The sequence below is a fragment of the Flexivirga oryzae genome, from assembly GCF_014190805.1.
GTDB lineage: Bacteria > Actinomycetota > Actinomycetes > Actinomycetales > Dermatophilaceae > Flexivirga > Flexivirga oryzae.
Map to the genome: position 1 here is coordinate 1,270,340 of NZ_JACHVQ010000001.1, position 15,763 is coordinate 1,286,102.

Sequence of the window (15,763 nt, forward strand, 5' to 3'; positions counted from 1 at the left end):
GTCGGACATCGCGCCCGAAAGGTCCACCATGCCACTCCTGGAGCAGCTCGCATCCGCCCTCGCCGACCGGTCGATCGAGGTCGTCGACCTCACCAACACCCTGTCCGCCGACACCCCGACACTGCGGCTGCCGGACCCGTTCGCGAACCTGATCGACTTCAGTCTCGAGCAGGTCAGTGCGTATGACGAGCCGGGTCCCTTCTGGAAGCACCACAACATCCACACCGGCGAGCACATCGGCACGCACCTGGACGCACCGGTGCACTGGGTCAGCGGCAAGGACGGCCACGACGTGTCGACCATCTCGCCGGCGCGGCTGATCGGGCCGGCGGTCGTGCTCGACGTGACGGCGCAGGTCGAGCAGGATCCGGACTTCCTGGTCGACATACCCGACATCGAGCGCTGGGAGAGCGAGCACGGCACGCTCCCGGAGAACGGCTGGTTGCTGCTGCGCACCGGATGGGACCGGTTCGCCGACGACAAGGAGGCGTTCCTCAACGCCGACGACACCGGCTCGCACACCCCCGGCATCACGGCGCAGGCGGCCGAGTGGCTGGCGACCCAGCGACCCATCTCCGGGTACGGCGTGGAGACCGTCGGCATCGATGCCGGTCGCGGCGCCGAGCTGGATCCCCCGTTCGCCGCGCACTACCACCTGCTCGGGCACGACAAGTACGGGCTCACCTCGCTGCAGAACCTCGCCCAGCTGCCGACCACCGGCGCGGTGATCGTCGTCGCGCCGTTGCCGATCCTCGGCGGCACCGGCAGCCCGGCACGCGTCCTCGCCCTGGTCGAGCGAAACTGACCGCCCGACAATGAATGTCGCCGAAGCGGTCGGCCACGAACTCGTCGCCGAGGGCATCGACCACGTCTTCGGGGTGGTCGGATCGGGCAACTTCGAGGTCACGAACGCGATGATCGCCGCCGGCGCGCAGTATGTCGCCGCGCGCCACGAGGCGGGGGCCGCCACGATGGCCGACGCGTACTCGCGGATGAGCGGTCGCGTCCCGGCTGTCACCGTGCACCAGGGCTGCGGGCTGACCAACGCACTCACCGGGGTGACCGAGGCGGCCAAGAGCCGTACCCCGTTGGTGGTGCTCGCCGCCGAGGCCACCAACCCGGTGTCCAACTTCTACGTCGACCAGCCCGCGTTGGCGCGCGCGATCGGCGCCGTCCCGTTGCGGGTCGACGATCCGGCGACGGCGCGGTCGACGGCACAACAGGCCGCGCACCTGGCCCGGGCCGAGCGCCGGGTCGTGCTGCTCAACCTGCCGCTGGAGGTCCAGGGTGCGGATGCACCGCAGCCCGAGGCCACGGGCGGGCACTCGGAGTGGGGCGGCCACGCCGAGACTGCGGCGATCGAGCCACACGACATCTCCCGGCTGGTGGACGCACTGGATCGTGCGCAGCGCCCGGTCTTCGTCGCCGGACGCGGCGGGCGCGCCGCGCGATCGGCACTGGAGGCACTGGCCGAGCGGTCCGGCGCGCTGCTCGCCACCTCCGCGGTGGCGAAAGGACTCTTCCACGGAAACCCTTGGAACCTGGACGTTTCCGGCGGATTCTCATCCCCTGTTGCCGCAGAGCTGATCCACGGCGCGGACCTGATCGTCGGGTGGGGTTGCGCGCTGAACATGTGGACCATGCGGCACGGACGCCTCATCGCCGACGACGCCACTGTCGTCCAGGTGGACCTCGACCACGACGCGGTCGGAGTCCACCGCGACGTCTCGTTCGGTGTGCTCGGCGACGCGGCCCGGGTCGCCGAGGCCACCCTGGCGCGGCTGGGGGAGACCCGCACCGGCTATCGGACGCCGCAGGTGCGGGACGAGATCGCGGGCCGGGTCGCCTGGCGCGACGTGCGGTACGAGGACGCCGGCGGCAACGGGCGCATCGATCCCCGCACGCTGTGCCTGACGCTGGACGAAATGCTGCCCACCGAGCGCATCGTCGGCGTCGACTCGGGCAACTTCATGGGCTACCCGAGCATGTTCCTGCGCGTGCCCGACGAATTCGGTTTCTGCTTCACCCAGGCCTACCAGTGCGTGGGTCTCGGCCTCGCCACCGCGATCGGAGCGGCACTGGCCAGGCCCGACCGGCTGCCGATCGCCGCGCTCGGCGACGGCGGTGCGCTGATGTCCGCCGCGGAGCTGGAAACCGTTGTGCGACTAGGCATCCCGATGATGGTGGTCATCTTCAACGATCAGGCGTATGGCGCGGAGGTTCACCACTTCGGCGAGTCCGGCGCCCCACTCGACACGGTCACCTTCCCGGACACCGACTTCGCCGCGATCGGCAGGGGCTACGGCTTCGACGCGCTGACGGTCCGGTCCCGTGAGGATCTGCGGCCGGTCGCGGACTGGCTGCGCGACCGGTCCCGGCCGCTGCTCATCGACGCGAAGGTCGTCTCCGATCATCCGTCCTGGTGGCTGGCCGAGGCCTTCGGGCACTGAGGGCCGACGGCGCGCCGGATCGCGGCGGCGGACACGACCCGCGTGTCACCAGGAGGTGTCGCGGGGGCGCCCCTCGTCATACCCGCTGGCGCTCTGCACACCGACCAGGGCGCGCTCGCGGAACTCGGCGATGTTGCGCGCACCGGCATAGGTGAAGCTGGAACGCACCCCGGCGACGATCGAGTCGATCAGGTCCTCAACGCCCGGGCGGTTCTCGTCCAGGAACATCCGGGACGACGAGATGCCCTCCTCGAACAGCGCGGACCGGGCGCGCTCGAACGCGCTGCGGGCCTGCGTGCGGCCACTCACCGCACGCGCGCTCGCCATACCGAACGACTCCTTGTAGAGCCGGCCGTCGGGTGCCTGGTTCAGGTCGCCCGGACTCTCCCAGGTGCCAGCGAACCAGGAGCCGATCATCACCGACGCGGCACCGGCAGCCAGTGCGAGCGCGACGTCCCGCGGATACTTCACGCCGCCGTCCGCCCACACGACAGCACCGGATTCGGTTGCGGCAGCTGCGCATTCGAGGACGGCGGAGAACTGCGGGCGACCGACGCCGGTCATCATCCGGGTCGTGCACATCGCACCCGGGCCGACACCGACCTTGATGATGTCCGCGCCTGCACCGGCGAGGTCACGAGCACCGGCGGCGGTGACGACGTTGCCGGCCGCGATCGGGATGCGCACGCCGGACCCGGTGGCGGCCTCGTCACGCACCGCCTGCACGACACCCAGTGCGTCGATCATCTTGTCCTGGTGCCCGTGTGCGGTGTCCACGACGAGCACGTCGGCGCCCGCGGCCAGTGCCGCGACAGCCTTGGCCCGCACGTCACCGTTGATGCCGATGGCCACCCCGATCCGCAGCCGCCCGGCCGCGTCCAGCGCCGGCTGGTAGATCGCCGAGCGCAGGATGCCCTGGCGGGTCAGGACACCGGCCAGTTCGCCGCCGGAGCCGACGACCGGCGCCAGCTCGAAGTGGTGTTCGGTCAAAGCATCGAAGACCGAGCTCAGATCGTCGCCGTCCTTGACCGTGAACAGGTCGCGCGTCATCACCTCGCCGATGGTGGCGAAGCGGTCCACCTGCCGCGACTGGCGCTCGGTGACCAGGCCGATCGGTGCGTCGGCGTCGTCGACGACGACCGCCGTGCGATGCGCCCGCTTGCCGATGAGGGCGAGGACATTGCTGACCGGCTCCTGCGCGCGGACGGTCACCGGTGTCTCGTAGACGGCGTGACTCGCCTTCACCGCGGCAACCGTCTCGCGCATCGCGTGCTCCGGAATGTCCTGGGGGAGTATGGCGATCGCGCCTCGCCGGGCCACCGTCTCGGCCATCCGCCGCCCGGAGATGGCGGTCATGTTGGCGACCACCAGCGGGACTGTCGTGCCCACCCCGTCCGGTGTCGTCAGATCGACGTCGAGGCGGCTGCTCACCGAGGAACGGGAGGGCGCCATGAAGACGTCGCTGTAGGTCAGGTCGTATGCCGGGCGGTCGCCGAGGAACTTCACGTTCGGCTATGGTACGGGGAATGTGCCACTTCCGCCTCCGGCGGTCGGCATGCGTCATACCGTGGGTCCATGCAGCTGACTCACCTCGGACATTCCTGCCTGCTCGTCGAGATCGCCGGGCAGCGCGTGCTGATCGACCCGGGCACCTTCTCCACCTTCGACGACGTCACCGACCTGGACGCGATCCTGGTGACGCACCAGCACTTCGACCACCTCGACCTCGAGCGGTTGCCGGCCCTGCTGCAGCGCAACCCCGGCGCCGCGATCCATGCCGATCCCGAGAGCGTGGAGATCCTGCGGCACAAGGAGATCCCGGCGACGGCAACGGTCGCGGGTCAGACGTTCGCGCTGGGCGACCTCGAGATCACCCCTGCGGGCGCCCGGCACGCGGTCATCACCGACTACGTCCCGGGCATCGCCAATGTCGGGCTCTACCTCACCGCACCGGGTGAGGCGTCCCTGTTCCACCCTGGTGATGCCCTCGACGCGCACGTGCCCGGCGACGTCGACATCCTGGCGACCCAGGTCAACGCGCCGTGGTGTGCGGTCAAGGAGTCGGTGGAGTTCGTGCGCCGGCTCGCGCCGTCCGTGGTGGTGCCGATCCACGACGCCCTGGTCACCGAGGCCGGCAGGGGGATCTATCTGCGCCATATCGGGGATTTCGGTCGCGATGGCGGCGTACCGGTGCGGGACCTGCGCGGCGCTGGAGCGACCAGCATGTGAGCTGAGGCAAACCTTAGTCTTGGCAATATAGGTAAGCCTCACCTATAGTTCCCGTGTGCCGATGATCACCGCGAAGAAGAAGTGCTGCGAGGACAAGCCTCGCTGCAAGAAGTGTCCGGTGACCCTCGAGCGCCTGCGCAAGGCCGGCTACGCCGAACGGCTCAGCCGCCGCGAGTACGACGTGGCGGGCAAAGTGCCCGGCAAGGTGCGCAAGGCCGCCCGCGTTCGCTGATCCGGCCCGCCGGTAGCGTGGTGGCCGTGAAGCTGCGAGTGACCACCTGTTCAGACCGTGCGGAATGGGATCGCACCGTGCTCGGTGCCGGCGGCCATCCGCTGCAACTGTGGGGCTGGGGCGAGCTGAAATCCCGTTACGCCTGGACCGCCGAACGCCTGCTGGTCCAGGGCGACGGCCGCACCGTCGGTGCCGCACAGGTGCTCCATCGCCGGTTGCCCCCGCCGTTCAGGTCGTTGGCCTACGTGCCCCGCGGCCCTGTCGCGCAGGAGTCCGACCGGGCCGCCGTGCTCGCTGCGCTGGCCGATCACGTCGGCCACGGCACGTCGGTCGCGTTGTCGATCGAGCCGGACTGGGCCGACCCGCACTCGCCACTCGCCAAGGGCGTGACGGACGAGGAGGTCCGGCAGCTGCAGCAGACCGCGCCGACCGGCTGGCTCGCCGACGTGGCAGCGGCCGGTTTCCGGCGCAGCGCCAACACCGGCCTGATCCCGCGGACCCTGATCGTCGACGTGACGCCGGACGAGGACGCCATCCTGAAGGCATTCAGCTCCTCGACCCGGCAGAACGTGCGCAAGTCGTTCCGTGCCGAGAACGTCCGCTTCGGTGAGGTCACCACCGACGCAGACCTGGAGCAGGTGCTGGCGATCAACAAGGAGACCGGGCTGCGCGCCGGATTCGCCGTGCACGACGACGGCTACCACCGCGCCATCCGCGACCTGATGGGTGAGCGGTCCCAGCTGATCGCGGCCTGGGAGGGCGACGAGGTCGTCGCCTTCGTCTGGCTCGTGGTCTCCGACACCACCGCCTTCGAGCTGTATGGCGGAGTGTCGCCGCGCGGGATGAAGTTGCGCCTCAACTACGGTTTGAAGTTCCACGCGATGAAACACGTGAAGGCACAAGGTGTTTCACGTTACGACTTCAACGGGTTGCTCAATGACGGCATCTCGGACTTCAAGCGGCAGTTCAGCAAGCACGAGGACCTGCTCATCGGCACCTGGGACAAGCCGCTGTCGCCGCTCTACCCGGTGTTCGCGACCGCGTTGCCGAAGGTGCGGCACACCCTCAAGCGCGGGCTGCCGGCCGCCAGGGCGACGCTGCGCGACCCCAAGGCGGCACTGGCCGACGTGCGCGCCCGCCTCCCCAAGCGGGTCGGCACCAACTCCTGATCACCGAGCGGCTCAGCAACGACCGACAGGCTCAGTAATCCGGCCGTGATCAGGGCCGGATTACTGAGCCTGTGGAGCGTTGCTGGGCCTGTCGGTCAGCGGGCCGGTGCCTTCGCGGCACGGTCGGCCAGCCAGGCGACCCCGACGATGCCCGCCGCGTTGCGCAGCTGGGCGGCGACGATCGGCGCCCTCAGGTGCAGCAGCGGCAGGAACTTGTCCGCCTTCTTCGAGACGCCGCCGCCGACGACGATGAGGTCGGGCCAGAGCAGGTCCTCGATGTGGCTGTAGTAGCGCTGCAGTCGCTTGGCCCAGTCCTCCCAGGACAGGTCCTCCTCGACGTGCGCGCTCTCCGCGGCCTTGCTCTCGGCGTCGTGACCGTCGATCTCCAGGTGACCCAGCTCGGAGTTGGGCAACAACTCCCCGTCGATCAGCAGCGCGGACCCGATCCCGGTGCCGAGGGTGGAGACCAGGACCGTGCCGTCGGTGTTGCGTGCCGCGCCGAAGTGCAGCTCGCCGACGCCGGCCGCATCCGCGTCGTTCACCACGGTCACCGGACGGCCGAGGCGCTTGCTGAGTAGTTCCTCGACGTTGGTGCCGATCCACGAGGTGTCAATGTTCGCAGCGGTTCTCACGATGCCGTGGGTGACGACACAGGGCAGCGTGATGCCGATCGGCTGTCCGTCGGTGTCCTCGGCGAACTTGTCGGCGATCTGCTCGATGACCTCGGCGACCGCGTCAGGAGTGGACTCCTTCGGGGTGTCGATGCGCACCCGGTCCTTGGCGAAAGCACCCTTGTCGAGGTCGACCGGCGCTCCCTTGATGCCCGTGCCCCCCACATCGATGCCGAGCGGATAGGTGGTGCTCATGACGTTACTGGCTCCTTCGCGGTCGACTTCGTGCCCCAGAACTCTAAGCCACCGTGAGGATCTCCGGCTCGCCACCGGTGATCAGGATGGTGTGTTCGAACTGTGCGGACCGGCGCAGATCACGCGTCGCGACGGTCCATCCGTCGTCCCAGAGCGTCCAGTCCGGTGTGCCCAGGTTGAGCATCGGCTCGACGGTGAACGTCATACCCGGCTCGATGACGTCGTTGTGTGCAGGAGCCGCGTCGTAGTGGGGGATCACCAGCCCGGAGTGGAAGACCGGTCCCACTCCGTGTCCGGTGTAGTCGCGGACCACGCCATACCCGAAGCGCTTGGCGTACATCTCGATGACCCGCCCGATGACGTTGACCTCGCGACCCGGTTTCGCGGCCCGGATGCCGCGCAGCATCGCCTCCTCGGTGCGTTCGACCAGCAGCCGGGACTCCTCGTCGACGTCCCCGACGAGGAACGTCGCGCAGTTGTCGCCGTGTGCTCCGTCCTTGTACGCCGTGATGTCGATCTTGACGATGTCGCCGTCGGCCAGCGGCCGATCGTCGGGTATGCCGTGGCAGATGATCTCGTTGACGCTGGTGCACAGGGATTTCGGGAACCCGCGATAACCGAGCGTCGACGGGTACGCACCCTGGTCGAGCATGAACTCGTGGCCGATGCGGTCGAGCTCGTCGGTGGTGATGCCGGGGCGCACCGCCGCGCCGGTCACCTGAAGCGCCTGCGCCGCGATGCGGGACGCGACACGGATGCGGTCGATCAGCTCCGGGTCGCGCACCTCGGAGCCGGTGAACTGTGCCGGCGCCGGCCGCCCGACGTACTCCGGCCGTTCGATGGTCGACGGCACGCTACGGAGGGGGCCGACGCGGCCCGGGCGGATCTGGGAGCTGCTCTCGGACATGTCGCGCAGTCTAGGAGAGTGCGGGATAGCCTCGGGTCTCGTGCTGGCCCCGTACCGTTCCGTCCTCGCAACCCCGGAAGCCGCCCGTTTCCTGTCGGGTTCGCTCGTCGCCCGGCTGGGCGGTGCGATGTTCGGGGTCGCCATCGTCGCCATGGTCGCCGAGCGCCGCGGCTCCTACTCGCTGGCGGGCGCCGTGTCGGCGACGGGTCTGGTCGTGCTCGCGGCCACGGCGGCCGTGATCGGCCGGCTGGTGGACCGTTTCGGGCAACGCCGGGTGACCCTGCCGCTGGTGCTCTGGGACGTGTGCTGGAACGCCGCACTGGTGATCTCGTCCATCGCGGGCGCACCCGCCTGGACGCTGTTCCTGGCCTATGCGATGTCGGCCATCGTGCCCGCGCCCGATGCGATGAGCCGGGCCCGCTGGATCCATCTGCTGGATGGGCAACCCGAGCGGCTGCACACCGCCATGTCCCTGGAGCAGGTGCTCGACGAGTTCGCGTTCGTCGTCGGGCCGGCGGTGGCGGTGATGCTGGCGACGACCGTCACGCCCGAGGCGGGCTTCATCGCCGCCTCCGTGCTGAACGCCCTGGGCACGGTGCTCTTCGTCAGTGCGCGGTCCAGTGAGCCACCCGTGCAGCCCAAGGGTGGTGAGGCGGCCTCCAGCGTGGTCGGGAACGCCGCGGTGATCGTCGTGGCGCTGATCATGGTCCTGACCGGCGGCCTGCTCGGTGCGAACGACGTGGTGACGCTGGCGTTCGCCGCGGAGCACGGCCACGCCGATCTGGCGGGCATCATCCTGGCGCTGTTCGCACTCGGATCGGGCACTGCCGCAGTAGTTTTCGGTGCGCGCGAGACCAGCGGCCGGATGTCGCGCGCCCTGCTCCTCGGGACGATCGCGATGTGCGTGCTCGAAGTGCCGGTGCTGTTCGTCGACAACCTGACGGCGCTGGCCGTGGTGCTGCTGATCGCCGGGGCGGCGACCGCGCCCACCCTGATCACGACCATGAAGCTGGCCCAGGTCCTCGTGCGGCCCGGGCAGGTCAACGAGTCGATGGGTGTGGTCTTCACCGGCCTGATCGTCGGTGTCGCAGCGGGTTCGGCGGTGAGCGGATCGGTCGTGGAACGCTGGGACGCACACACCGCGTATGCCGTCCCGGTGCTGTCCGGGGCGGGAGCGATCGTGCTGGCAGCGCTGGCTTTTCGGCTGCTGCGCCGAAGTCAGCCGGCTGTCGTGCCCTCGTCGGAGTGAGTCCTCGGCGGGGCGGTGGTCTCGCGCACGATCAGGTGGGTCTCGAGCTGGAACGGATGGGAGAACGCGTCGGCGTCGTCGGCGAGCGTGAGCGCCCGCTCGACCGCGACCTTGCCCATCTCGACGAGCGGCTGGTGCACGGTCGTCAACGGGATCGGTGCCCACCGCGCCATGAGCGTGTCGTCGAAGCCGACCACCGACAGGTCGTCGGGTACGACGAGGCCACGCTCCATCGCAGCGCGCAGGGTGCCCAGTGCGCTCGCATCGCTCGAGGCGAACACCGCCGTCGGCGGGTCGGGTAGCGCGAGCAACGTGTGGGCGCTGCCGACGCTGGGCTCGACGGCATACACGTCACCCGCGACCAGCTCCGGATCGAACTCGATGCCGGCGTCGGTGAGCGCGCTGGTGTACCCGTGCAGGCGTTCGCGGGCGGGCTGGGACTCCGGCGGCCCGTTGAGGAACCCGATCCTGCGGTGTCCGAGGTCGAGCAGGTGCTGGGTGGCGGCGCGACCCCCGGCCCAGTTGGTGGCCGAGATGGAGACCGTCGACCGCGTCGTCGTGCCGATCGGGTCGACGATGACGAGCGCGATTCCGGCGTCGGCGCACCAGCCGAGCTCACGGTCGGACAGTGGTGTCGTCACCGCGACCAGCGCGTTGATGCCACGCGCGGCGACGGCGTCGAACCACTGCTTGGTGAGACCACGCGGCTGCTCGTCGGACAGCATCCGCTCCACGATCAGCGACTGCCGCAGGCGCATGGCGGCCTCGGTGGCGCCACTCAGCACCGAGAGCGAATAGGGGCTGATCAGGTCGTCGAACAGGATCAGCACCGAGTTGGTCCGGCGACGGGCCCGATGCCGTGCGTGGTAGCCCAGATCGGCGGCCGAGCGGAGCACCCGCTCCTGGGTCCTGGGGCTCACATCGGGGCGCCCGTTCAGCACCTTGGAGGCCGTCGACATCGACACGCCGGCGTCCTCGGCGACCTCTCGCAACGTTGCGCTCATGGGACCCGCCCCTCCTGTTCTTCCCCGCCCGGCCGGGGTCACACGAGTGTCCCGATCTCGTCGAATTGCTTGACCGAGTGGCCGAGCCGGACCTAGATTAACCGAACCGAAAACTTTCCGAAAGTTTCGCACACTCGCGAAGGAGCGGTCCATGTCCGTGTCTCGTCGTCAAGTGCTGGTGGGTGCGTTGGCTTCCGCACCACTGTTCGCCCTGACCGCCTGCGGCAGCGGTGGGGGCAAGAAGGGCGGCGGGGGATCGTCGGGTCTGTCGGCGTGGGCGCTGACCGGTGGCCCGGAGCAGGTCTTCCGGGACAGCTTCGCCGCGTGGAACAAGGCGAACCCGGATCACAAGTTCACCGTGCAGTACTTCGCCAACGACTCCTACAAGCAGAAGATCCGCACCTCGGTCGGCTCCGGCAACGGGCCGACCCTGATCTATTCGTGGGCCGGCGGCACACTGAAGGACTACGTCGCGAGCAAGGAGGTCGTCGACCTCACCGACGAGATCCCGAACCTCACCAAGCGGGCCATCCCGTCGGTGCTCGACGTCGGCAAGGTCGACGGGAAGGTGTATGCCGTCCCGATCAACAACTCGCAGCCGGAGCTGATCTACTACAACAAGAAGCTCTTCAAGCAGGCCGGTGTCTCGGTCCCGAAGACCTTCGACGACCTGCTGGCGGCCGTGAAGACGTTCAAGGCCAAGGGCATCCTGCCGATCGCCCTCGCCGGCCAGAGCCAGTGGCCGGAGTTGATGTGGATCGAGTTCCTGGTCGACCGGGTCGGCGGCCCGGAGCCGTTCAACAAGGCCTTCAAGCAGGAGAAGGGCGCCTGGTCCGACCCGGCGTTCACGCAGGCGTTCGCCAAACTGAAGCAGCTCATCGACGCGGGCGGCTTCGGCGACAAGTTCGGTTCGGTGGTCGCCGACAACAACGCCGACGCGGCCCTGGTCTACACGGACAAGGCGGCCATGTTGCTGCAGGGCAACTGGGTCTACACGACGTTCACCACCGACGCCAAGAAGTGGGTCGACGAGGGCAACCTCGGCTGGTTCGCGTTCCCGTCGGTCGAGGGCGGCAAGGGTGACCCGAGCAACGTCTACGGCAACCCGGCCAACTACTTCTCGGTGTCCGCGAAGGCGTCCAAGGAGAACCAGGACGAGGCCGCCAAGTTCCTCGACCAGTACAACCTCAACGACAAGGCCTGTCAGGAACTCATCGACATGGGCCTGATCCCCGCGGTGCAGAACATCGAGAGCAAGCTCAAGGCGAGCAAGGACAAGGATTTCCTGCTCTTCACCTACAACCAGACCAAGAACGCCAAGAGCTTCCAGCTGTCCTGGGACCAGGCGCTTTCGGACGCCCAGGCGCAGACGGTGCTGACCAAGCTGTCGGCCTTCTTCCTCGGCCAGGCAACGGCCAAGGACTTCGTCACGGCGATGAACGGCACCATCAAGTGACTTCGGACGGGACTGCTGCAGACGCGGCGGACCGTCCGACGTCGGCAGTGGATGCACTGCTCGCCAAGTCCGACGACCGGCCGCGGCCGACCGGCAGCGGCAAGGCCAGTCGCAAGGGGCCGAGCCTGTGGATGATGGCACCGGCCATGGCGTTCTTCGCGTTCTTCGGGCTGGTGCCGCTCGTCGGGACGTTCATCCTGTCGTTCTGCGACTGGAACGGGCTGGGCAGTCCGACCTTCTCCGGGCTGGACAACTGGACGTCGGTGCTGCAGCAGAGCTCGATGTATCACGCGCTCTGGCTGACGATCCTGATGTGCCTGGCGACCTTCGTGGTGCAGTTCCCGCTCAGTCTGCTGCTGGGTGTGTTCATGGCCGGTCGGCAGCGCTACCGCGCCGTGCTCGCGGTGCTCTACTTCCTGCCGCTGCTGTTCTCCGCCACCGCGATCGGCATCGCGTTCAAGAACCTGCTGGACCCGAACTTCGGGCTGTCCAGCGCGTTGCACCTCGACATACTCCAGCAGGACTGGCTGGGGTCTCCGACGCTGGCCTTCTGGGTCGTGATCGCGGTCGTGTCGTGGTGCTTCATACCGTTCCACTCGCTGCTCTACCAGGCCGGTGCCCGGCAGATCCCGCAGTCCCTCTACGAGGCGGCGCAACTGGACGGCGCCGGCCGGGTGCGCTGCTTCTTCAGCATCACCCTGCCGCAGCTGAAGTACACGATCGTGACGAGTACGACGCTGATGATCGTGGGCACGCTGACCGCCTTCGACCTGATCTACGTCATGACCAACGGTGGCCCGGGCGACGCGACGCGGATCCTGCCGGTGGACATGTACCTGCAGGGTTTCAAGAGCAACGACATGGGTGTCGCCAGTGTGATCGCGGTGATCCTCATCGTTCTCGGCCTCAGTTTCTCGCTGGTCCTCAACCGGCTGAGCGGCTCGGACCGCATGGAGAGCCAGATGGAGGGCATGTGATGGCGCGCGCAGCCGCGGCCCGGCAACGACCGAACGCGCTGGGCGGCGCCCTCGGCTTCGTCTGGCTGATCCTCACCATCGGGCCGATCTACTACGTGGTGGTCACCAGCCTGAAGTCACAGGCCGACTACTACAGCTCCAACCCCCTTGGGATTCCGTCGAATCCGACACTGCGTGCCTACCGGACCGTGCTGCAGAACGACTTCCTGCGGTACTTCTTCAACAGCCTGCTCGTCGCGGTCGTCACGGTCGTCGTGGTCGTCGCCATCTCGCTGATGGCGAGCTATGTCATCGTCCGCCGGTCGTCGGCGATCGCACGCCTGTCGCAGCGGGTCTTCCTGCTCGGCATCGCGATCCCGATCCAGGCGACGATCGTGCCGGTCTACTACCTGATCGTGCAGCTGGGCCTCTACGACACGTTGCCGGCGTTGATGCTGCCGGGCATCGCCTTCGCCATCCCGATCACGGTGCTGATCCTGGTCAACTATCTGCGCGACATACCCGCCGAACTGTACGACTCGATGCATGCGGACGGCGCCAGTGACTGGCGCATCTTCCTCAGCCTGGTGCTGCCACTCTCCAAGCCCGCGATCACCACGGTTGCGATCTACGACGCGCTCAACTGCTGGAACGGCTTCCTCTTCCCGCTGATCCTGACGCAGAGCGAGAACGTCCGCACCCTGCCGCTGTCGCTGTGGAGCTACCAGGGCGAGTTCAACTCGGACATCCCCGCGGTGCTGGCGGCGATCGTCCTGTCCTGCCTGCCGATCCTGGCGGCATACATCGTCGGGCGACGGCAGCTGGTCGCCGGCCTGACCGCTGGTTTCGGAAAGTAGCGATGACTGCAGAAGAAGAGGTGCGGACATCGTCCGCACCGTGGACCGACAACACCCTCGGCGTGGACGAGCGGGTGGACGCCCTGCTCGGTGCGCTGACGATCGGCGAGAAGGCCGCCCAGTTGGGGTCGTACTGGCCTCGCACCGAGGAGCACTCGTCGGACGGCGACGTGGCGCCGATGCAGTCCGCGTTCGAGGACGGTCGCCGGGACCTGGAGGCGACCGCCGCCGACGGGCTGGGTCACCTGACGCGGGTGTTCGGCTCCGGGCCGGTCGATCCTGCGACCGGTGTCGAGCGGTTGCGCACGATGCAGCAGATCGTCGTCGATCGCCAGCGCCTCGGCATACCCGCCATCGCACACGAGGAGTGCCTGACCGGATTCACCACCCTCGGCGCGACGTGCTACCCGGCGGCGATCGCCTGGGGCGCGTCCTTCGAACCCGCACTCGTCCACGAGATGGCTCGCCGGATCGGCAACGACATGAGGGCCGTTGGGGTTCACCAGGGTCTGTCCCCGGTGCTCGACGTGGTCCGGGACTACCGTTGGGGCCGGGTCGAGGAGACCATGGGCGAGGACCCGTACCTCACCGGCACACTCGGCGTCGACTACGTGCGCGGGCTGCAGAGCAGCGGCGTCATCGCCACCCTGAAGCACTTCGCCGGGTATGCCGGCTCGCGGGCCGGTCGCAACCATGCACCCGTGTCGATCGGTCGCCGGGAGTTCGAGGACGTCGTCCTGGTGCCGTTCGAGATGGCGGTCCGGCTGGGCGAGGTCGGGTCGGTGATGAACTCGTATGCCGACCTGGACGGGGAGCCGCCGGCTGCGTCATACCGGCTGCTGACCGAGATCCTGCGCGAACGCTGGGGATTCGAGGGCACGGTGGTCTCCGACTACTGGGCGGTGACGTTCCTGCACGGCATGCACCGGGTCGCGGCCACCCTGGAGCAGGCGGGCGAGCTGTCGCTCGCCGCGGGGATGGACGTGGAGTTGCCGGAGACCAGTGCGTTCTTCGGGCTCGCCGATGCCGTCGAGGCCGGGCGGGTCGCCGAAGCCGTGCTGGACCGGGCGGCCCGCCGGGTGCTGCGGCAGAAGGTGCAGCTGGGTCTGCTCGACCCGGACACGGAGCCGGCACCGACCGGTGACGTGCCGGCCACGCTGGACAGTGCGGACAATCGAGCGCATGCGCGGAGGATGGCCGAACGCTCGATCGTTCTGGTGCGCAACGAGAACCACGTCCTGCCGATCGCCGATCGCCCGCAGCGGATCGGGGTGATCGGACCGTCGGCGACGCAGCCCCGGACGTACCTCGGGTGTTACACCTTCCCGAACCACGTGCTGTCCCGTTTCGAGGAGCACGGCGCCGGCATCGACCTGCAGCCGCTGCTCGACGCGCTCGGCACGGAGTTGCCCTCCGCCGAGCTGCGCCATGCCCGCGGCGTCGACTTCACCGACCCCGATGTGAGCGGCATCCCCGAGGCACTGGAGGTGGTTCGGGGAAGCGACCTCGTGGTACTCACCGTCGGTGACCTCGCGGGCCTCTTCGGCCGCGGCACCTCGGGCGAGGGATGCGACGTGGTGGACCTGGCGCTGCCCGGCGCGCAGGCGATCCTCGTCGACGAGGTGCTCACGGTCGCCGGTGAACTCGACGTGCCGGTCGTGCTCGTGCTGATCACCGGACGGCCGTACGCGGTCGGCGAATTCGTCGACCGGACGGCCGCGATCGTGCAGGCGTTCATGCCGGGGGAGGAGGCCGGTCCGGCACTCGCCGGCGTCATCTCGGGGCGGGTGAACCCGAGCGGCAAACTCCCGGTCGGCCTGCCGGCGCTGCGCGGCGGTCAGCCGGGCACCTACCTCGGGCCGCCGCTCGCCGTGAGCGACGACGGTGTGTCCAACCTGGACCCGCGGCCGGCATACGCCTTCGGACACGGACTCAGCTACACGACGTTCGAGGTGAGCGGGTTGCAGCTGTCGGCCGACTCGATCGCGCCGGACGGCACGGTCCGGGTGAGCGTGCTCGTGCGCAACACCGGCGACCGGGCCGGAGCAACGGTGGTGCAGCTGTACCTGTCCGATCCGGTGGCCCAGGTGGTCCGGCCGACCCGGTGGCTGTGCGGTTTCGCCAAGCTCGACCTCGAGCCGGGTGCAGTGGCCCGGGTGAGCTTCGACGTGCACGCCGACCGGACATCCTTCAGCGGCCTGGACGGCAGGCGCATCGTGGAGCCGGGCGACTTCGACGTCGCCGTCGGGACGTCGAGTGAAGACTTGTCGCTGAGCGCGCGGTTCCGCATCGAGGGAGCGGTCCGGATGGTGGACGAGGGAAGGGTCCTCGTCACTCCGGTATCCGTTGCGGCGCAGTAACTTTGACACAGCAACTCTTGTTCGATCA

The 15,763-nt window shown here is 68.6% G+C and carries 14 protein-coding genes; 10 read left to right on the plus strand and 4 right to left on the minus strand.

Annotation, left to right across the window (positions count from 1 at the left end; genetic code table 11):
* Window positions 1–28: 28 nt before the first annotated feature.
* Together FHU39_RS05870 and FHU39_RS05875 are read left to right on the plus strand one after the other, a co-directional pair.
* Window positions 29–805: a cyclase family protein gene (locus FHU39_RS05870; RefSeq protein ID WP_183319488.1), complete on the plus strand. Its 777-nt coding sequence runs from the start codon at window positions 29–31 to the stop codon at window positions 803–805.
* Window positions 806–815: 10 nt separating this feature from the next.
* Window positions 816–2,450: a thiamine pyrophosphate-binding protein gene (locus FHU39_RS05875; RefSeq protein ID WP_183319489.1), complete on the plus strand. Its 1,635-nt coding sequence runs from the start codon at window positions 816–818 to the stop codon at window positions 2,448–2,450.
* A gap of 45 nt (window positions 2,451–2,495) precedes the next feature.
* Here FHU39_RS05875 and FHU39_RS05880 read toward each other — a convergent pair whose 3' ends face one another.
* Complete coding sequence (locus FHU39_RS05880; protein ID WP_183319490.1) at window positions 2,496–3,956, minus strand: GuaB1 family IMP dehydrogenase-related protein; 1,461 nt, start codon at window positions 3,954–3,956, stop codon at window positions 2,496–2,498.
* 69 nt (window positions 3,957–4,025) lie between these two features.
* Between FHU39_RS05880 and FHU39_RS05885 the strand changes: the two genes are divergently transcribed.
* The 3 genes from FHU39_RS05885 to FHU39_RS05895 are packed head-to-tail and all read left to right on the plus strand — an operon-like array spanning window position 4,026 to window position 6,080.
* Entirely contained in the window at window positions 4,026–4,679 is a 654-nt protein-coding gene (locus FHU39_RS05885; protein ID WP_183319491.1) for an MBL fold metallo-hydrolase, read from the plus strand.
* 55 nt (window positions 4,680–4,734) lie between these two features.
* Window positions 4,735–4,911: a hypothetical protein gene (locus tag FHU39_RS05890; protein ID WP_183321052.1), complete on the plus strand. Its 177-nt coding sequence runs from the start codon at window positions 4,735–4,737 to the stop codon at window positions 4,909–4,911.
* Window positions 4,912–4,937: 26 nt separating this feature from the next.
* A complete protein-coding gene (locus FHU39_RS05895; protein ID WP_343065747.1) occupies window positions 4,938–6,080 on the plus strand; it encodes a lipid II:glycine glycyltransferase FemX in 1,143 nt (380 codons plus the stop codon).
* A 95-nt stretch (window positions 6,081–6,175) separates the two neighbouring features.
* Here FHU39_RS05895 and ppgK read toward each other — a convergent pair whose 3' ends face one another.
* Complete coding sequence (ppgK, locus tag FHU39_RS05900) at window positions 6,176–6,946, minus strand: polyphosphate--glucose phosphotransferase (RefSeq protein WP_183319492.1); 771 nt, start codon at window positions 6,944–6,946, stop codon at window positions 6,176–6,178.
* 43 nt (window positions 6,947–6,989) lie between these two features.
* Entirely contained in the window at window positions 6,990–7,853 is an 864-nt protein-coding gene (gene map, locus FHU39_RS05905) for a type I methionyl aminopeptidase (RefSeq protein ID WP_183319493.1), read from the minus strand.
* A gap of 40 nt (window positions 7,854–7,893) precedes the next feature.
* On the opposite strand from map, the gene FHU39_RS05910 reads away from it, so the two are divergent.
* Window positions 7,894–9,102, plus strand: a complete 1,209-nt coding sequence (locus FHU39_RS05910) for an MFS transporter (RefSeq protein ID WP_183319494.1) — start codon at window positions 7,894–7,896, stop codon at window positions 9,100–9,102.
* On the opposite strand, the gene FHU39_RS05915 is transcribed toward FHU39_RS05910, so the two are convergent.
* Window positions 9,072–10,106 (minus strand): LacI family DNA-binding transcriptional regulator, encoded by a 1,035-nt coding sequence (locus FHU39_RS05915; RefSeq protein WP_183319495.1) that lies wholly within the window; start codon window positions 10,104–10,106, stop codon window positions 9,072–9,074. The two genes, FHU39_RS05910 and FHU39_RS05915, sit on opposite strands and share 31 nt — an antisense overlap.
* 151 nt (window positions 10,107–10,257) lie before the next feature.
* Between FHU39_RS05915 and FHU39_RS05920 the strand changes: the two genes are divergently transcribed.
* The 4 genes from FHU39_RS05920 to FHU39_RS05935 are packed head-to-tail and all read left to right on the plus strand — an operon-like array spanning window position 10,258 to window position 15,735.
* On the plus strand, window positions 10,258–11,562 hold the full coding sequence (locus FHU39_RS05920; protein ID WP_183319496.1) for an extracellular solute-binding protein: 1,305 nt from the start codon (window positions 10,258–10,260) through the stop codon (window positions 11,560–11,562).
* A gap of 56 nt (window positions 11,563–11,618) precedes the next feature.
* Window positions 11,619–12,539: a carbohydrate ABC transporter permease gene (locus tag FHU39_RS05925; protein WP_425484781.1), complete on the plus strand. Its 921-nt coding sequence runs from the start codon at window positions 11,619–11,621 to the stop codon at window positions 12,537–12,539.
* A complete protein-coding gene (locus tag FHU39_RS05930; RefSeq protein ID WP_183319497.1) occupies window positions 12,539–13,375 on the plus strand; it encodes a carbohydrate ABC transporter permease in 837 nt (278 codons plus the stop codon). The genes FHU39_RS05925 and FHU39_RS05930 overlap by 1 nt, the downstream gene beginning before the upstream one ends.
* A 2-nt stretch (window positions 13,376–13,377) precedes the next feature.
* Window positions 13,378–15,735, plus strand: coding sequence for a beta-glucosidase (locus FHU39_RS05935; RefSeq protein ID WP_183319498.1), 2,358 nt, complete (start codon window positions 13,378–13,380; stop codon window positions 15,733–15,735).
* Window positions 15,736–15,763: the final 28 nt, after the last annotated feature.